Origin of the sequence: Bacillus sp. UMB0728 (genome assembly GCF_002858875.1) — a bacterium.
GTDB classification, from domain to species: Bacteria; Bacillota; Bacilli; order Bacillales; family Cytobacillaceae; genus Bacillus_AB; species Bacillus_AB infantis.
In genome coordinates this window covers 294321-312866 of record NZ_PKLA01000006.1, presented here as the reverse complement: position 1 = coordinate 312866, position 18546 = coordinate 294321, and the positions used below count along the sequence as shown (strand labels likewise).

The 18546-nt window shown below is 47.5% G+C and carries 17 protein-coding genes; 11 read left to right on the top strand and 6 right to left on the bottom strand.

The window, feature by feature from the left end; translation table 11 throughout:
* The first annotated feature begins 40 nt into the window (after window positions 1-40).
* The 5 genes from pruA to CYJ37_RS23085 all read left to right on the top strand — a co-directional run bounded on the left by pruA (window position 41) and on the right by CYJ37_RS23085 (window position 7484).
* Window positions 41-1588 carry an L-glutamate gamma-semialdehyde dehydrogenase gene (gene pruA / locus CYJ37_RS23105; protein WP_009792546.1) on the top strand — a complete coding sequence of 516 codons (1548 nt, stop codon included), beginning with the start codon at window positions 41-43 and terminating at the stop codon, window positions 1586-1588.
* A 555-nt stretch (window positions 1589-2143) separates the two neighbouring features.
* Window positions 2144-3607 carry a sodium/proline symporter PutP gene (putP, locus tag CYJ37_RS23100; RefSeq protein WP_094769571.1) on the top strand — a complete coding sequence of 488 codons (1464 nt, stop codon included), beginning with the start codon at window positions 2144-2146 and terminating at the stop codon, window positions 3605-3607.
* Window positions 3608-3967: 360 nt separating this feature from the next.
* Window positions 3968-5470, top strand: a complete 1503-nt coding sequence (putP, locus tag CYJ37_RS23095) for a sodium/proline symporter PutP (RefSeq protein ID WP_009792544.1) — start codon at window positions 3968-3970, stop codon at window positions 5468-5470.
* A 151-nt stretch (window positions 5471-5621) separates the two neighbouring features.
* Complete coding sequence (aceA, locus tag CYJ37_RS23090) at window positions 5622-6905, top strand: isocitrate lyase (protein WP_101552116.1); 1284 nt, start codon at window positions 5622-5624, stop codon at window positions 6903-6905.
* A gap of 132 nt (window positions 6906-7037) precedes the next feature.
* Window positions 7038-7484 carry a YueI family protein gene (locus CYJ37_RS23085; RefSeq protein ID WP_009792542.1) on the top strand — a complete coding sequence of 149 codons (447 nt, stop codon included), beginning with the start codon at window positions 7038-7040 and terminating at the stop codon, window positions 7482-7484.
* A 73-nt stretch (window positions 7485-7557) separates the two neighbouring features.
* On the opposite strand, the gene CYJ37_RS23080 is transcribed toward CYJ37_RS23085, so the two are convergent.
* Window positions 7558-8016 carry an NUDIX domain-containing protein gene (locus CYJ37_RS23080; protein ID WP_009792541.1) on the bottom strand — a complete coding sequence of 153 codons (459 nt, stop codon included), beginning with the start codon at window positions 8014-8016 and terminating at the stop codon, window positions 7558-7560.
* A 284-nt stretch (window positions 8017-8300) separates the two neighbouring features.
* On the opposite strand from CYJ37_RS23080, the gene CYJ37_RS23075 reads away from it, so the two are divergent.
* Entirely contained in the window at window positions 8301-9128 is an 828-nt protein-coding gene (locus tag CYJ37_RS23075) for a VanW family protein (protein ID WP_101552166.1), read from the top strand.
* A 249-nt stretch (window positions 9129-9377) separates the two neighbouring features.
* Here CYJ37_RS23075 and CYJ37_RS23070 read toward each other — a convergent pair whose 3' ends face one another.
* Window positions 9378-9728: a cupin domain-containing protein gene (locus tag CYJ37_RS23070; protein ID WP_094769550.1), complete on the bottom strand. Its 351-nt coding sequence runs from the start codon at window positions 9726-9728 to the stop codon at window positions 9378-9380.
* A gap of 259 nt (window positions 9729-9987) precedes the next feature.
* Here CYJ37_RS23070 and CYJ37_RS23065 point away from each other — a divergent pair, with 259 nt between their 5' ends.
* The 5 genes from CYJ37_RS23065 to CYJ37_RS23045 all read left to right on the top strand — a co-directional run bounded on the left by CYJ37_RS23065 (window position 9988) and on the right by CYJ37_RS23045 (window position 15366).
* Entirely contained in the window at window positions 9988-11229 is a 1242-nt protein-coding gene (locus CYJ37_RS23065) for an MFS transporter (RefSeq protein ID WP_101552114.1), read from the top strand.
* Between the two features lie 179 nt (window positions 11230-11408).
* Window positions 11409-11699 carry an Asp-tRNA(Asn)/Glu-tRNA(Gln) amidotransferase subunit GatC gene (gene gatC, locus CYJ37_RS23060; protein ID WP_094769552.1) on the top strand — a complete coding sequence of 97 codons (291 nt, stop codon included), beginning with the start codon at window positions 11409-11411 and terminating at the stop codon, window positions 11697-11699.
* 11 nt (window positions 11700-11710) lie between these two features.
* Entirely contained in the window at window positions 11711-13168 is a 1458-nt protein-coding gene (gene gatA, locus CYJ37_RS23055) for an Asp-tRNA(Asn)/Glu-tRNA(Gln) amidotransferase subunit GatA (protein WP_101552112.1), read from the top strand.
* A gap of 13 nt (window positions 13169-13181) precedes the next feature.
* Window positions 13182-14609: an Asp-tRNA(Asn)/Glu-tRNA(Gln) amidotransferase subunit GatB gene (gatB, locus tag CYJ37_RS23050; RefSeq protein ID WP_101552110.1), complete on the top strand. Its 1428-nt coding sequence runs from the start codon at window positions 13182-13184 to the stop codon at window positions 14607-14609.
* A 205-nt stretch (window positions 14610-14814) separates the two neighbouring features.
* The gene (locus CYJ37_RS23045) at window positions 14815-15366 is read left to right on the top strand and encodes a thioredoxin family protein (RefSeq protein WP_101552108.1); all 552 of its coding nucleotides are present in this window, start codon (window positions 14815-14817) and stop codon (window positions 15364-15366) included.
* 109 nt (window positions 15367-15475) lie between these two features.
* Here CYJ37_RS23045 and CYJ37_RS23040 read toward each other — a convergent pair whose 3' ends face one another.
* From CYJ37_RS23040 to plsY, 4 genes are all read right to left on the bottom strand, one after another.
* Window positions 15476-15799, bottom strand: a complete 324-nt coding sequence (locus CYJ37_RS23040) for a hypothetical protein (protein ID WP_009792532.1) — start codon at window positions 15797-15799, stop codon at window positions 15476-15478.
* A gap of 129 nt (window positions 15800-15928) precedes the next feature.
* A complete protein-coding gene (locus CYJ37_RS23035) occupies window positions 15929-16369 on the bottom strand; it encodes an NUDIX hydrolase (RefSeq protein ID WP_180827425.1) in 441 nt (146 codons plus the stop codon).
* Window positions 16370-16440: 71 nt separating this feature from the next.
* Window positions 16441-17688 (bottom strand): dicarboxylate/amino acid:cation symporter, encoded by a 1248-nt coding sequence (locus CYJ37_RS23030; protein ID WP_009792530.1) that lies wholly within the window; start codon window positions 17686-17688, stop codon window positions 16441-16443.
* Between the two features lie 194 nt (window positions 17689-17882).
* Window positions 17883-18509, bottom strand: a complete 627-nt coding sequence (gene plsY, locus CYJ37_RS23025; RefSeq protein WP_101552104.1) for a glycerol-3-phosphate 1-O-acyltransferase PlsY — start codon at window positions 18507-18509, stop codon at window positions 17883-17885.
* Window positions 18510-18546: the final 37 nt, after the last annotated feature.

Genomic DNA, 18546 nt, shown 5'->3' with positions numbered 1-18546 from the left:
ACCTGGATGTAAACGTTTTAGTACATAGGAGGCGTTATAAATGGTACAACCTTACAAGCATGAACCTTTTACTAATTTTTCTGTTGAAGAAGAGCGCGAGGGCTACCTGCAGGGATTAAAGACTGTTGAGGGCTATCTTGGCCAGGATTATGATCTGCTGATTGGCGGAGAGCGCGTGTCGACTGAAGATAAAATAGTTTCCTATAATCCTTCTAATAAAGAAGAAGTGATCGGCCGTGTATCAAAGGCGACGCAGGAGCATGCCGAGCAGGCAATGCAGGCCGCTGTTGAAGCTTTTAAGACTTGGAGAAAAGTGAAGCCTGAGACGCGTGCTGATGTGCTTTTCAAGGCAGCAGCGATTATCCGCCGCCGCAAGCATGAGTTCTCTGCTTTGCTGACAAAGGAAGCGGGCAAGCCTTGGAATGAGGCTGATGCAGATACAGCGGAAGCAATTGACTTCCTTGAGTACTATGCACGTCAAGCTCTGAAAGTGAAAGACGGCATGCCAGTGAACAGCCGTCCGAATGAATATAACCGCTATGATTATATTCCATTGGGCGTGGGCATCGTTATTTCACCTTGGAACTTCCCGCTTGCCATCATGGCTGGTACGACTGTGGCTGCGATTGTTGCCGGAAACACTGTACTGCTGAAGCCGGCTTCAACTACTCCTGTGGTTGCAGCGAAATTCGTTGAAGTCATGGAACAGGCAGGCCTTCCGAAGGGCGTCCTGAACTTTGTACCTGGAAGCGGTGCAGAAGTGGGCGACTATCTGGTTGACCATAAGGACACTCGCTTTATTTCATTCACAGGATCACGTGATGTTGGTCTGCGCATCAATGAACGTGCATCTAAGTTGAATGATGGCCAGATCTGGCTGAAGCGCGTGATTGCGGAAATGGGCGGAAAAGATACAATTGTTGTTGACAAAGAGGCAGATCTTGAGCTTGCTGCACAGTCAATCGTTGCTTCCGCATTCGGTTTCTCCGGTCAGAAATGCTCAGCCTGCTCACGCGCAGTGGTGGTAGAGGATGTGTACGATCAAGTGCTTAACCGCGTGGTTGAGCTGACAAATGATCTGACACAGGGCAACCCGGAAGACAAGAGCAATTTCATGGGTCCTGTTATCGACCAGAATGCATTTGACAAGATTATGAGCTATGTTGAAATCGGCAAAGAAGAAGGCAAGCTGATGACAGGCGGAGAAGGGGACAGCTCTAAAGGCTACTTCATCAAACCGACTGTGTTCGCTGACCTTGCTCCTGATGCACGTTTGATGCAGGAAGAAATCTTTGGTCCGGTTGTAGGCTTTACAAAGGCTAAAGACTTTGACCATGCATTGGAAATTGCCAATAATACAGAGTACGGCTTAACAGGTGCGGTCATCACTACGAACCGTGAAAACATCCAGAAAGCGCGCGAAGATTTCCATGTCGGGAATCTGTATTTCAACCGCGGCTGTACAGGAGCAATCGTTGGATACCAGCCATTCGGCGGTTTCAACATGTCTGGTACAGATTCAAAAGCTGGAGGACCTGATTATATCCTTCTGCATATGCAGGCGAAGACAACTTCTGAAATGTACTAATCCGGACTGCCGGACATGCCCGCATCCCAATATGGGATGCGGGCTTTTTGTGCTTGTTAAGGAATTTATAAATTGTAATTCTTGTGGATGATTAGTATTTCTTGATCAACGTCCAGCTCCAGCGACTACCCCCTCGAGGTCACAAGACGAACCTCCCAAGAAGGCAAAGAACGCCTTTCCGGGAGGTTCGACTTGAGGCCCCAGGATGCGGGTCATGCAGACGTTGCAGCAGGACGTGGCGTTCTTAGTCTGCGTTCCTAAGGGTGATCAAGGCGCATGCGCTCTTCTAGTAGGATAGTCATGTTTTTATCTTAATATTTATACTATTAAATTAATTGTGTATAATTTTATTAGTTTTACCCTCTTAAAGCCGCTTGGTAGGAGGGTGGAACAGGAATTAATCAATCGTTTGAGGAAGAGGCTTTTACTAAAAAAATGGAGGTGACGGGAGATGGGCTTGAGCGGGATGACGATTTTCTGGCTGTTTGTGCCGATGCCGGCATTGATTTTGCTTTCTATCGTTACGTATTTTACGGAGAGGAGAATGGAAAGATGATGTCTACGGCTACATTGGTTACTTTTATTGTCTATTTGGCCGGGATGCTGGCAATTGGCCTGTTTTTTTACCGGATGACCAGCAATCTGTCTGATTATGTTTTAGGCGGGAGGAGCCTGGGGCCGGGTGTAGCAGCGCTAAGCGCCGGGGCCTCTGACATGAGCGGCTGGCTTCTCCTGGGATTGCCGGGCGCGGCCTATGTTTCAGGATTTTCTGCTGTCTGGATCTGCATCGGCCTATCTGCAGGCGCTTATTTGAACTGGCAGTTTGTTGCAAGAAGGCTGAGGGCCTATACAGAGGTTTCACGAAATTCCATTACGATTCCTGATTATCTTGAGAATCGCTTCAGGGACCATTCAAAAGTGCTGAGGGTGATTTCTGCATTTGTTATTTTATTATTTTTTACCTTTTATGCTTCATCAGGAATGGTGGCAGGAGGCAAGCTGTTTGAAAATTCCTTTGGTCTGCAGTATGAAGCAGCCTTGTGGATCGGAGCCATTGTCATCATTTCCTATACTTTCCTTGGCGGCTTTCTCGCAGTAAGCTGGACTGACTTTGTGCAGGGAATCCTAATGTTCATTGCCCTTCTCATTGTCCCGATAGCGGCCATCAGCGAAGTCGGCGGATGGAGTGAGGCTGTTGATAAGGTGGGAAGCATTAAGCCGGACGGCCTTGATGTTTTTGCCGGCACTACTGCAATCGGGATCATATCTTCAATGGCCTGGGGCCTCGGTTACTTTGGGCAGCCGCATATCATCACCCGTTTTATGGCATTGAGATCAACCAGGGATGTGCCGATGGCAAGGCTGATCGGGATGGTATGGATGATTGCAGGGCTGTTTGGTGCTATATTTACTGGTTTTGCAGGCATTGCTTATTTTGCGGATACGCCGTTAAAGGATTCGGAAACCGTCTTTATGGATTTTAGCTCTCTGCTTTTCAATCCTTGGATCTCTGGCATTCTTCTTGCTGCGATCCTTTCAGCGATTATGAGTACAATTGATTCCCAGCTGCTTGTGTCCTCAAGTGCTGTGGCCGAAGATTTCTATAAGGCAGTCTTCAGGAAGGGAGCCGGAGAAAAGGAGCTTGTATGGGTCGGCAGGATCTCGGTCATTGTGATTGCCCTGATTGCCATCATTCTTGCCATGAACCCGGAAAGCTCTGTCCTTGATCTTGTTAGCTATGCGTGGGGCGGATTTGGCGCGGCATTCGGTCCAGTGATTATCCTGTCGCTTTTCTGGAAGCGAATGACAAGGAATGGGGCACTCGCAGGGCTTATTTCCGGTGCTGCCACTGTTGTCATTTGGGAAAAATTGAAGGGCGGCATCTTTGATTTATATGAAATTGTTCCTGGCTTTCTGGTATGTACTGCAGCCATTATTATTTTCAGTCTGGCATCTTCTTCACCGGATAAGGAAATTGAAGAAGAGTTTGAAAAGGCAAAGGCATCCTCTTTTGATTGAAAAAATTCATCTATTGAATGGCAGGCTATTATGGCCTGCTTTTTTATATTCCAGAGAAAATGATGACTTAATTTTATAAATTTAGATGAATAGATACTCGTGTATAACCGTTTTCTTAATTATATATGCAAATTTAGTGAATAAATATAAAAGACGTCATGGAAAACTGAATTTTCTCCCTGTTCTGATTATGTATCTGTGTTACGCTTATTAACGGCTGTTAAACGGCGGGAGTGAGGATTGTTTTCTTTCAGTATTTTTTCAAATGATGATCCCTGCATAAGGTTGCAGAAATACTGCATAGAAAATGATACTCGTATTTAAATATCTTAGTTATGGAAAGGAGAATGCTTTAAAACAATGGAAACGGCTACGTTAATTACTTTTATTGTGTATTTAATTGGAATGCTTGCAATTGGACTTATTTCTTATAAACTGACAAGCAATCTGTCTGACTATGTTCTCGGAGGTAGAAGCCTTGGGCCTGGAGTGACAGCCCTTAGTGCTGGTGCTTCAGATATGAGCTCCTGGCTGCTGCTTGGACTCCCGGGCCTTGCTTATGCAACAGGACTTGATTCTATTTGGATGTGTGTAGGCTTAATTATTGGTGCTTATCTCAACTGGAAATTTGTTGCTTCCAGGCTGCGTGCCTATACGGAGGTTGCGAATGACTCCATCACAGTCCCCGACTTTTTTGAAAACCGCTTTAAGGATGGATCACGGCTTCTCCGTGTTATATCCGCTCTCGTCATATTAATCTTTTTCACCTTTTATGCTTCATCGGGTCTGGTAGGAGGAGCCCTGCTTTTCCAGGAGACCTTTGGGATGACGTATAATACAGCTCTGCTGATTGGGGCGATTGTCATCATTTCCTATACTTTCCTTGGCGGCTTCCTGGCTGTCAGCTGGACTGACTTTTTCCAGGGCCTTCTGATGTTCCTGGCACTTGTGATTGTACCGATTGTGGCTTTCGCAAAGCTTGGCGGGTGGGGAGAAACGATTGATACAGTCCGGTCCATCGATCCGTCTTATCTGGATCCAATTGATACGATGTCAGGCCTGGGAATCGTTTCTCTGATGGCTTGGGGGCTTGGCTATTTCGGTCAGCCGCATATCATTACCCGATTTATGGCCATCAGATCTACAAAGGAAATTCCTAAAGCACGTTTTTATGGGATGTCCTGGATGACCATTTCCATTATCGGCGCCATTTTGGTCGGTCTTGTAGGAATTCCGTCATTTGCGGAAAACCCCCTGATCCAGGGAGACGTGGATAATAGCGAAAAGGTATTCATTTTCTTCGCCGATATCCTGTTTAATCCATGGGTATCAGGCATCCTGCTGGCTGCAATCCTGTCAGCCATCATGAGTACGATTGATTCCCAGCTGCTTGTATCATCGAGTGCTTTGGCGGAGGACTTTTATAAAGGCATCATCCGCAAAAATGCGAGTGATAAAGAGCTTGTCTGGGTCGGGCGCATCGGTGTCATCGTCATTGCATTGATTGCGATTCTTCTGGCTTATACCGGCAATCCGAAAAACGGAGGGGCTTCGATCCTCGATCTGGTCAGCTATGCATGGGGCGGATTCGGCGCTGCATTCGGTCCGGTTGTTCTTTTGTCCCTGTATTGGAAACGGATGACACGCAACGGCGCGCTTGCAGGTATGCTTACCGGTGCCATCACGGTGGTCGTCTGGAAACAGCTGACTGATAAAGAAATCATCCCGTTTGAGCTGTATGAAATTGTCCCTGGCTTCTTCCTCGCTCTTCTGGCCATTATAATCTTCAGCCTTATCGGCAATCAGCCGGACAAGGTGATCAGGGAAGAATTTGAAGAAGCAGTAGAGAGCGATCGGGAATAAACGGGAAAAAAGCTGATGAGATCTCTCATCAGCTTTTTTTTGCGGGAAGTTTCAGAAAATTTAACAAAAACTCTTTTCAATCTCTCGACAGCTGTTATATAATACAAAATGTAAATATTTTTCTGTATTATAACATAAAGGAGGAGTTGGAATGGTTACTAACACAGCTGCAGCAATTCAGGAGAAGTGGGAAATGGAGGATCGGTGGAAGGGAATTGAGCGTCCTTATTCTGCGGAGGATGTATTAAGGCTGCGAGGGACGGTTCAAATTGAACACACATTGGCCAGAAGGGGCGCCGATAAGCTGTGGAATCTGGTTCATGAGGAAGATTTTGTGAATGCACTGGGAGCACTGACAGGCAATCAGGCGGTCCAGCAGGTAAAAGCGGGTCTGAAGGCGATTTATTTGAGCGGATGGCAGGTGGCGGCAGATGCCAATCTTTCAGGCCATATGTACCCTGATCAAAGCCTTTATCCTGCCAACAGTGTTCCGCAGGTGGTCAAACGGATCAATCAGGCGCTGCAGCGGGCTGATCAGATTACACACAGCGAAGGTGACCATTCTATTGACTGGTTTGCCCCGATTGTTGCCGATGCAGAAGCCGGCTTCGGGGGGCAGCTGAATGTATTTGAGCTGATGAAAGGGATGATTGAAGCAGGAGCGGCTGGTGTCCATTTTGAAGACCAGCTTTCCTCAGAAAAGAAATGCGGCCATCTTGGCGGAAAGGTGCTCCTGCCGACACAGACAGCTGTAAAAAATCTGATCGCTGCCAGGCTGGCGGCAGATGTAATGGATGTCCCGACTGTGCTGGTGGCACGGACAGATGCCAATGCGGCTGATTTGATCACAAGTGATGTTGATCCATATGATCACGCGTTCATCATGGGTGAGAGGACACCGGAAGGCTTTTTCCGGACCAGGGCAGGGCTTGATCAGGCCATCGCCCGCGGGCTTGCCTATGCCCCTTACGCGGATTTGATTTGGTGTGAGACATCCGAACCGGATCTGGAGGAGGCGAGAAGGTTTGCAGAAGCCATCCATGAAAGGTTCCCGGGAAAATTGCTTGCCTACAACTGCTCACCTTCATTCAACTGGAAGAAAAAGCTGGATGATGAAACAATAGCGAAATTCCAAAAAGAGCTCGGCAGCATGGGCTATAAATTCCAATTTGTCACACTGGCAGGATTCCATGCTTTGAACCACAGCATGTTTGAACTGGCACGGGGCTATAAAGACAGGGGGATGGCTGCCTATTCCGAGCTGCAGCAAAGAGAATTCGCCAGCGAGGAATTCGGCTATACGGCCACCCGCCATCAGCGCGAGGTGGGCACAGGTTATTTTGACCAGGTTTCCATGGTTGTTTCCGGAGGCACATCCTCAACAACTGCGCTAAAGGGTTCGACTGAGGAAGATCAGTTTACGGTGTCCCAATAGCATTTTGATTTCCCTCCTTGGGCAAAGGAGGGTTTTTTTTATCCGGGAAAAGGAATAGTAAAAAGAGGAGCATCACAATCTTAGACAAATTTACATACATAATAGTAGGCTCATACTAGAGGAGGTGTGGAGATGCCCCAAAATGTGGATGATTATGTGAAGCAGGGAATGTATGGGCAGAAGCAGACAAAACCGGATGAACGAAGAAAATTCCTCGGAACGATCAGGGAGCGGATTGTGATTGCACTCACCCAGCCCCAAGTCAGAAGGGAAGGGACGCACCGTGAGGTTGAAGCTGCGCTGAAGGAGAACCCGTCTGCCCATCTATACTTAAACGGGAACATGAATTACTCTTATCTGTCCAAGTATATTAAGCTCGCGTCAAAATTCGGAGTCGAATATACCATTGTTACAAACAAAGAGCACAATACGGAAATCGGTCTTGTCCTTGCTTATGATCATGCGATAGATAAGGAAGAGATTTATATTAGCAGTGACAAGGCTGGAAAGGAAGCTCCTGAGAAAAAGGCAAAAAAGGGAGTGGCTGGTTTTTTGAAGAAATTTTTCAAAGGTAATTAAAGAATGCTGAGGCCGATGGTCCTCAGCATTTTATGTTAAAATTAAGAAGTATTTTCCAAAACTATTTCTTCAGTCAATTGACATCCCCCATATAAACAGGCAGCCCTGTTTCACCATCTGCATGCCTGATGATCAGCTCCCTGATGGGGGCAGGAAATAAAGGGCAGTCTGCCAATTCTTTTAGGGGAAGCCATTCAATTCCAACCTGATTTTTATCCGGGATGCTTCCTGATGCCGGAGAGCCTCCGTCCTGGATGCAGCAGGCAAAAAAGAATTCTACTTGATGCTGTCCTGCGTGAGGTTCATAGCCATGATTGCTGCCGATATAATCACGAACAAACAGCAGGCTGCCGATCTCGACAGGTACGCCGATTTCTTCCAGGCATTCGCGCTGCAGATTGGCATGCAGATTTTCACCGTTTTCCTGGCCGCCCCCCGGAAGGACATAGAAATCCTCCCCGCTGTCATGCATCTTGATGGCAAGCAGGCAGCCATTCTGTATAATGATTGCTTTTGAAGCTGTTCTGATCATTTTTATATCCTCCTTGGGAATACATCCTTGAGTCTTTCATGGAATGGGGACATTCAGACTCTATTTTTTTGTTAAGAGTAAATAAAAGTTCAGGAGCCTCTGTTTATTGGAGTGGAAGGCACGTAGACTCCTGTGGGAAAGCAGCGGCAATGCTGATACCCCGCAGCGCGCAGCGTGAGGAGGCTCAGCGTCGCCCCGCGGAAAGCGAAGTGCCTGGAACGGAAATGAACAGACCCCATATGAATGCTATCCCTTTTGTTTTATTTTTAAGCGAGGTGTCATGGATGAATATTGCCGAATTGCGCCCCAAAAAACGTTCAGACTTAAGAATTAGAGCCGGCACGTGGTTTTACACCTGGAAAAGATATGGCCGCTGGCTGGCAGAAGCCCGTACATACAGCAGCAAAAAAGAAGCAGCCGCTCTGCCATATCCGGTATTCAGGCACCAGACCCCCCTTCTCAGAAAGCTGAAGGACGTAGACATGGCCTATCAATATAATAAAATCAAAAACCTGAAAATTGCGGTTGAGCGTCTGAACTCGATCGTCATTTATCCCGGGGAAACATTCAGCTACTGGAAGCTTATAGGCAGGCCGACTGCAAGAAAAGGATACCAGCCCGGCATGATTCTTCATTGCGGCAGCTTTAAGATGGGAACGGGGGGAGGTCTCTGCCAGCTTTCCAATCTGATTTATTGGATGACACTGCATACTCCGCTGACAGTGACAGAAAGGCACCGCCACAGCTATGATGTATTCCCGGACTCAAACCGCACCCAGCCGTTTGGGAGCGGCGCTACATGTGCCTATAATTATCTGGACCTGCAAATTACCAATCATACTGAAGAGCCTTATCAGCTGATCCTGTATCTGACGGATGAGTATTTATGCGGCGAGTGGCGGACAGTTTCAGAGCCTTTATACACGTATATGGTGTATGAACGGAGCCATGCCATCACGCCTGCATATTGGGGCGGATATGTCCGCCATAATGAAATCTTCCGCAGGTCCTATAACCGGCAGGGAAAGCTTTATGAAGACGAATATGTAACAGAGAACCATGCCATTATGATGTACGAGCCTCTTCTGGAAGGAACAGCCCGCCCGGATTAACAGAGCGGGCTTCCTTATTGTGCAGGAAATTTAAAAATTGTAAGTCTTGTGGAATATTATTAATCCTTGATCCACGTCCAGCAGCTGCGCCAAGTTCACAAGCTAAACATCCCAAAAAGGCAAAGAACGCCTTTCCGGGAGGTTCGTCTTAAGGCCCCCAGGAAGCTGGTCATGCAGACGTTGCCACAGGACGCGGCGTTCCTAGTCTGCGTTCCTTAAGGGTAATCAAGGCGCTTGCGCTTTTGTTCTTCAGAGAGGCTGAAGCTGCGAAGAAGGCTCAAGTCCGGGGCCTTCAATAATAACGGCGGTCATGCCAAGAGCAGAGCCGGATTCATGTTCTTCCCCATCTTCCCAGAAAACAGCCGTTCCAGGACCTACAGCTATTCGCTCTCCATCTGCAATCCTTACCCAGCCCTCCCCCGAAACAATCAGGAAAAGCTGCGGGCAGGCCGCAGGATGCATGCCAAGGACGCTGTCCTCCTTCAGATGCATGCAGCCTACCGTAACCGTGATTTCTCTGGATAAAAGAGTATAATAGCTGTTCAGGCTGCCAAATTTTGAAACCTCTTTGCCGGCTGAATCAAATCGAAATAGCTTCATCTAAAACCTCTCCTTAAATGGATTCACCTTCTATTATAACTGAAAAAAATGAATAGAAGGAATTGTAAAAAAACAGGTGTGCCTTATTGGATTCAGCCCGTATAATAGTTTTATCAGGCAGCAAATGCCAGCATACAAGGAGGAGTTCAATATGACAATCAAGGTGCTTGTTTCCTAGTCTGGGACGGGGAGCTTGTCACGAGATCTCCGTTTCAGACTTTCTTAGTTTTTATTAAGAAGGAGAAGCGGAGGAAGGGCAATGGAGGCAAAAAAAGTATATTATAGGCTGACGGGAATTCGGGCATTTTTATTTCAAGTCATTTTTACCGTAAATGCGATTTATTTTGTTGTGGAGGCTGGGCTTAATCCGCTCCAGCTTGTCCTGATCGGGACGATTATGGAATTGTCCATTGTGCTGTTTGAAGTGCCGACAGGAGTCATAGCCGATCATGTCAGCAGAAAGAAATCCGTTATCATAGGAACGATCCTGCTCGGACTGGCCCATCTTCTGGAGGGGGCAGTGCCTGCATTTTGGGGAATCGCATCAGCTTATGCTGTCTGGGGCCTGGGCTACACATTTCTCAGCGGTGCGGAAGAAGCATGGATTGCCGACGAAGTGGAAGGAAAAGGTCTTGATAAGGTTTTTCTAAAAGGATCGCAGATTGCCTCTATTGGCAAAATTGCCGGTATCATAGCAAGCATGATTATATCCATGCTCTTTTCAGTTCAGGCAGCGATTCTGATTGCGGGCGGTTCTTTCATTATATTGGCTGTCTGGCTCTGGTTCCGGATGCCTGAAGAACGATTTGAAAAGCTGGAGCGTGAAGAATCATCCCAGCTCCGGCAGCTTGCCGGAGCCATACACAAAGGATACAGGACAGTGAAGGGCCATCCGGTTCTTGCCGGCATGGCTGGCATTGCCCTTATGTGGGGGCTCGCAAGCGAAGGTTTCGACAGGCTGTGGGCTGCCCATTTTCTGGAGGATATTCAGCTTGCCGGGAGCTCTGCAGTTCTCTGGTTCGGATTGATCAATGGGATTGCATTGCTTCTGAATATCGGGGTGGTCGAGTGGATCAGCAGGAGGCTGAATGGGGAAGGGGAGCAGACATATGTCCGCCTGCTGCTCCTCGTGAACGGAGCTCTCGCGGCCAGCACACTGATTTTTGCGCTTAGCGGGGAGCTTTGGCTTGCCCTTGCCTCTTATTGGGCCAGTTTTACACTGAGAGGCCTTAACAGCCCGCTTTACAGCATCTGGCTTAATCAAATGCTTGAGCCAAAGGGAAGGGCCACCATGCTTTCACTGTTTGGACAGCTTGATGCAATCGGACAGATTGCAGGGGGGCCGTTTGTTGGCTGGATCGCGTTTTCGATTTCCATCCAGGCCGGATTATTTGCAACAGGTCTGCTTACTGTACCGGTCCTGATTTTTCTTTGCATCGCCGGCCGCTATGCGAGCAGCCGCGGAGTGTCCAAGTCATCCGGACAGGAAGGTGCAGGATGAAACCGGATGAATGCAATATTTAGAACAAGGGTAAAGGCGTCTGGGATATCCAGGCGCCTTAGCTTTTCACTGCGGCCGCCATATATTCCACTACTTTCGGCAATTGCTTTAAAGCGCTGGAGTCTGATATGATTCTATCTATACTTATAGCATTTTTAAAATATTTGGAGGTGACAGAGATGTCTAGAATATCAGAAGATCAGGTCAGGCATGTAGCCCACCTGGCACGTTTGGAGATTTCGGATGAGGAAGCAGCGCGGATGCAAAAAGAGCTGGAAAAAATGCTTTCTTTTGCAGAGCAGCTTAGTGAACTTGATACAGAGAAGGTTGAGCCAACTTCCCATGTACTGGATATCAAGAATGTATTCCGGGAAGATATCGCGAAAAAAGGGCTGCCGCAGGAGGAAGTGCTGAAAAACGCGCCGGACCACCAGGATGGGCAAATTAAGGTGCCATCCATACTGGAATAGGGGGAAGACAAATGAGTTTGTTTGATCATAAAGTTTCAGAGCTCCATGAACTTTTACATAAAAAAGAAATTTCCGTATCTGATCTGGTTGAGCAGTCTTTTAATCGGATTGGGGAAGTAGACAGCCAGGTGGGGGCATTCCTGACCTTGAATGAGGAAGAAGCACGGCGGCAGGCAAAGCGCTTAGACGAAAAGCTGGGCACGGAAGAATCGAAGGGCCTCCTTTTTGGCATGCCGATCGGCATTAAAGATAATATTGTCACGAAGGGACTGAGAACCACCAGTGCCAGCAAGATCCTCGAAGATTTCGACCCGATCTATAATGCGACTGTTATGGATCATTTACATAATGCCGAAACCATCACGATTGGAAAACTGAATATGGATGAATTCGCGATGGGTTCCTCAAACGAGAATTCAGGATTCGGAAATGTCCGCAATCCATGGAATCTTGAGAAAGTGCCAGGCGGCTCTTCAGGCGGCTCGGCTGCAGCGGTCGCAGCAGGGGAAGTGCCTTTTGCCCTTGGGTCAGATACAGGGGGATCCATCAGACAGCCTGCTTCCTATTGCGGAGTGGTTGGATTAAAGCCTACCTATGGGCGTGTTTCCCGGTTCGGTCTTGTTGCGTTTGCCTCATCCCTTGATCAGATCGGCCCAATAACCAGGAATGTTGAAGATAATGCTTACCTTCTTCAGGCGATTTCCGGTCTGGACCCGAATGACTCTACCTCAGCAGATGTTCCTGTCGATCATTACGCCGGCGCCCTGACCGGAGATGTGAAGGGTCTGCGAATCGCTGTGCCAAAAGAGTACCTTGCTGAAGGTGTGGATGAAGAAGTCCGCCAGTCTGTCCTCGATGCGCTTAAGGTGCTGGAGAATCTGGGAGCTGTATGGGAAGAAGTATCCCTCCCGCATTCCAAGTATGCTCTGGCTGCCTATTATCTGCTTTCATCATCAGAAGCGTCCGCCAACCTTGCCCGCTTTGACGGTGTCAGGTACGGCTACCGCTCTCCGGATGCTGAAACTTTGATGGAGCTTTACAAAAAGTCGCGCGCCCAGGGCTTCGGCGATGAGGTGAAAAGAAGGATCATGCTCGGAACCTTCGCCTTAAGCTCAGGCTATTATGACGCTTATTATAAAAAAGCACAAAAGGTCCGCACTTTGATTAAAAAGGATTTTGAAGAGGTATTTCAATCTTATGATGTCATCATCGGGCCTACAGCGCCGACTCCGGCATTCAATATCGGGGAGAATATAGACGATCCGCTGACTATGTATGCCAATGATATATTAACTATCCCTGTTAACCTGGCCGGTGCGCCTGCCATTTCGGTTCCGTGCGGATATTCGAATGGCATGCCGCTCGGACTGCAGATCATCGGCAAGTATTTTGACGAGAGCACGATCTACAGAACAGCCCATGCCTTTGAGCAGGCAACTGACTTCCATAAGCAAAAGCCGGGACTGTAAGGGGGAAACAGACATGAACTATGAAACGGTTATTGGACTTGAGGTCCATGTTGAATTAAAAACAGATTCGAAAATCTTTTCCGCGAGCCCGAACCATTTCGGGGCGGAACCCAATACAAACACAAGCGTTGTGGAACTCGGCTATCCCGGCGTGCTGCCGGTGCTTAACCGGAAAGTGGTCGATTACGGGATGAAAGCGAGCATGGCGCTGAACTGCCAAATAGCTGATGTAACGAAATTTGACCGCAAAAACTATTTTTATCCGGATAATCCAAAGGCCTATCAGATCTCACAGTTTGATAAGCCGATTGGTGAGCATGGCTGGATTGAAATAGAAGTGGACGGATATAAGAAAAAAATCGGAATCACCCGGATCCATCTGGAAGAGGATGCCGGCAAGCTGAATCATGAAAAAGGCTATTCCCTCTGCGATTACAACCGCCAGGGAACCCCGCTGATCGAAATCGTGTCAGAGCCTGATATCAGAACAGCCAATGAAGCCTATGCTTATCTCGAAAAACTGAAAAGCATTATTCAATATACGGGTGTTTCTGATTGTAAAATGGAAGAAGGATCGCTCAGATGTGATGCGAATATTTCCATCAGGCCAGTTGGCCAGGAGGAATTCGGCACCAAGACCGAGCTGAAAAATCTGAACTCTTTCAACTTTGTCAGAAAAGGGATTGAGTATGAAGCAAAGCGCCAGGAGGAGGTGCTTCTTGCCGGAGGTACGATCCAGCAGGAAACCCGCCGCTATGACGAGTCTACTAATACGACCCTGCTTATGCGTGTAAAAGAGGGTTCTGATGATTACCGCTATTTCCCTGAACCTGATCTGACGGATATTTACATTGACCAGGAGTGGAAGGACCGGATCCGTGCCGGGATTCCGGAGCTGCCGGACGCGAGGCAAAAGCGTTATGTAGAAGAGCTTGGCCTCCCTGCTTATGATGCTGCAGTCCTGACGGTAACAAAGGAGACAGCTGACTTCTTCGAGGCAGCGGTCGAAGCAGGAGCGGACGCCAAGCAGGCATCAAATTGGCTGATGGGTGAAGTGTCTGCCTACTTGAATGCGGAGCAGAAAGAGCTGGCTGATGTAAGGCTGACACCGGAGAACCTGGCCGGGATGATCAAGCTGATTGAAAACGGGACAATCTCCAGCAAAATCGCTAAAAAGGTCTTCAAGGAGCTCATCGAAAATGGCGGGACCGCGGAAGCCATCGTCAAGGAGAAGGGCCTCGTCCAGATTTCTGACGAAGGAGCGCTCCTTCAATATGTGACAGATGCACTTGATGCAAATCCGCAATCGATCGATGACTTCAAGGCAGGCAAACAAAAAGCAACCGGGTTCCTGGTCGGGCAGATCATGAAAGCCTCCAAGGGACAGGCTAATCCCCAAATGATCAACAAGCTGCTGATGCAGGAAATAACAAAACGATAGAGAATAAGCCGCTGGGGAAATCCAGCGGTTTCTATTTATTATGGGGAAATTTGCTGGTCTGTTTAGACAAACTTCCTCTTTATTTCCCAGGAAAGGATGAAATGCGGCAAAGTCCGGCAAAAAAAGGATTGTACTGTATTCGCAGAGAATAAATAAGAGATGCAATAGCCAATTAATCAATATTGATAGGAAAGGAAGTGCTTGTATGGAATTGAAAGACTGGTTTGCGAAGGGACTGACCTTCTCTGAATATGTGGAAGGTATGAGTGTTAATAAGCAGGAGATGGAAAGCATAGAAAATAAGTTTTCTCTTACAGAAGAGGAAAAGGCCAAGCTGGGGAATGTGAAGGGAAACGGATTAAAAGTGATTGTCCTGACAGAGGACTGGTGCGGGGATGCGATGCTTAATATTCCGATCCTTATGCATATAGCAAGAGAGACGGATATGGAGACAAGGTTCATTCTGCGGGATGAAAATCTTGAGCTGATGGATCAGTATTTAACCAATGGAACGGCACGTTCAATTCCTATTTTTATCTTCATCGATGGAGACGGACAGGAAAAGGCTGTATGGGGCCCGCGGGCAGAGACCGTTCAGGCCTTTGTCGATAATGAACGGGCGCAGCTTCCATCAGCCGACAGTGAAGACTTCAAAGAAAAGCAAGGCATCATGTTTAAAAAGATGAAAGCGGCATACCAGGAAGATGAACAGGTCTGGCATGATGTGGCAGCAAGCATTATAGCTAAACTTCAATAAAGGCAGCAAAAATAGCCGCCCATATTAAAAGTATAGCAGGCAGCCCGGCTGGCTTCTCAATTACAAATAAAGCTTCCGCATCTCAGCGGCAGCTTTATTTGTATTCTGTTCAAGAGAACAAAAACGAAATTCCAAGGGAAGCAGCGAGCATAAGCAGGGAGGATGCGAGCAGGGGATTGACTCTGATGTGGAACATTTCTCTGGCTTCCCTGTGCCCTGTATCCCGGTGGTTCATGAATGAACTGGCGATGACTCTGTTGGTCCAAGCATCGCCTGTGCTGGAAAAAAACAAGACGAAAGCAAACCACAGAGCGGAAAATAAGAATGAGAAATCAATCAGGCCATAGCCGGAAAAGAAGAAATGCCAGATGGAGAAAAGCAGCAGGGCCTGGATGGTCAAGGAAGCAGCAAGGATGATGGCAAAACGTTTCATGAATTCATCTCCTTTCCATTATTAGAGGAAGCGGCGTATGGAAGGATGTGTGTTTCAAAGTTGGCCGGCTTGCCCCCATGCTTCTTTTTTTACGATTAAAGAAAGAAAAAGTTCCAAAAAAAGTAAAAATTAAGAGATGGTATGAAAGAAAGAGAGAGGGATATAACTTTGTTTCAGTATAGAGCGGGCTATTTGCTTGATTACACCGGGCTCCCGCAGCCCGTTATCGTCCATGCTGAGAATTTCCTGAGCTGTCATCCATTTATATTCTGTCATCCCATTTTCTAATTTGATAGATCCGCCGGCAAATTCAGCAAGAAATTGAAAAAGGAGAATAGGGTGGCCTGTCCTGCTGGTAAACTGGAAGATTCCTGCCGATTCCGCAATTTTAATATCCAGCCCTGTTTCTTCTTTTGTTTCCCGCCGGGCGGCCGAAATTATATCTTCCCCGGGCTCCACATGGCCGGAGGGGAAATTCCAGGTGGGACCAGCCTCATTTTTTTGTTCCTTAATCATGAGCAGGCGGCCATCCATCAGGACGGCAGTGCTTGCAATCAAGATAGAATTCATTGAGTACCTCCTGTATACTTTTTGGTTCATTATAACATGAGAAATGCCCCCTTCATTCAGGGGGCATGGTGTTAAATGATAGCTTCCTCTTCTTTTTCAAAGTGTTTATCCATCCAGTCTTTCCCTTCGAGCTGTTTGGTGACAAGCATGCTGGAAACAGTATCTCCGGTGACATTGACTGCAGTGGCTGGCGGATCGACCACTACGCCGATTGCTGAAATGATCGGAAGCGCCTCAATTGGCAGGCCGTAAAGTGTGATGATCATCATCTCGCCAATAAAGCCTCCTCCTGGCACACCGCTCATGACTGTCCCTGCAAGCAGCGAGATGCCGATTGCCGTTAAGAAGGTGTCCAGGCCAGTGAAATCCATATTGAAAATGCCGAATACAAAAGATATCTTCAATATGGCCGCCAGGCAGGAGCCATCCATATGAATGGTTGCGCCGAGCGGAAGAACGGTTTCCCTAATATCTTTAGGCACGCCGATTCGTTTGGCGGCCTGCAGGTTAACAGGCAATGAGCCAACGCTGCTTCCAGTGGCAAGAGCGGTGGCAGCAGGGGAAAAGATATTTTTCCAAAAGCGGGCCACTCCTCTCCGTCCCCCGGCAATAAAGGCATAAAGCGTAAAGCCGATCAGGAAATAAAGAATGGCAGCAGGGTAATAGACGATTACGGCACGGGCATAATCTCCGAGAAGTTCAGGACCGAATACGCCTATCAGTGACGCAAAGTAAGCGCCAAGTCCAATGGGTGCATAATACATGACAAGATTGATCAGCCTCATAAAGACTTCTGAACCGCTGACCAGAAACTTTGTGAAAGGGCGTCCTTTTTCACCAGAAAGGCCTGAAGCCACCCCAACCAGGACTGAAAAGACTATTAAAGCGAGCATATTCTTGCGGGAGAAGATCTCAATAAAGTCAGGCACGGTAAAGGTTTTGACCAACTGATCGGGCAGGCTCAGCTCTTCTGTATTTTCCGGCTGTGTCAGAGGGATGTCAGTCCCCTGGGCCGGAGGGAAGGCTGTTACCGCAACTAGCATCACAATAGAGGCAATAATGCCTGTAGCAATGAATACAACCATCATGCTGCCCATGATTTTTCCGAGCCGCTTCATGCTGTTCATATTGGCGATAGCCGATGAGATTGTGAAAAAGACGAGCGGTACTACTAACATAAATAAGAGATTTAAGAATAAGTCCCCAAGCGGCTTGATTACTTCCGCTTTTTCTCCGAAAACGAACCCGATAATGCTTCCAATGATAATTGAAGCAAACAGGATAATGGGAAAGCGGTATGCTTTTAATTTTTCCTTCATTTAGGTAACTCCTTTTGCAAAAAAATTGAGATGATGCCCATAGGATATGGGTGAACCTCTACCATTCTACCCGAAATGGAATGGATATGACAGATTGGGAAATGAACAGGTATTTTTTTCATTCAAAGGATCTGCCATTTAGAAGGCGGACCGGGCTTGTTTATACAACAAAAAAAAGAGAGCCATCACAGCTCTCAAGCCTGCTTCGGCCCTTTTCTCGCAGGTATCCTGTCATTCTTTAAGTTTTTGTCATTGATCTTTGGCTCTTTATTTTGGCGGAAGTTTGAGATGTTTGAACGGTGCAGGATGATCAGAAAGATTGTAAAAAAGAAAAATATAAGTTCATGGGTCCAACCGGGCTGAAATAAAGAAAAAATGAAAAGGGCAATTCCGACAGAGATTGAACCGAAAAATACATATTTTGTTGCATAAATGACTCCGACAAACGCTGCATAGGCCGCCAGAAACATCCAGGCATTGGCAACCAGCAGCACCCCTGCGGTTGTTGCAATGGCTTTGCCTCCGCGGAAGCCAGCGAAAATAGGGAAGCAGTGGCCCGCAACCGCAATCAGTCCGGTGTAGAGCGGATCCAGGTCAGTATGAAGAAGGAGAGGCAGACCTGCGGCAAGTGCCCCCTTGCCTGCATCAATGAGAAGGACGGCAATCCCGGCCCGCTTTCCAAGGACCCGCACGGTGTTGGTTGCCCCGGGATTATTGCTGCCATGCTCACGTATGTCGATTTGGAACAGCCACCTGCCAATCAGAAGAGCGGTTGGAATCGAGCCGATCAAATAGGCGGCTGCAAGAATAGCAAAATTCATAAATCCTCCTTTCTGCAAGCCCTACAGCAAAAATAAA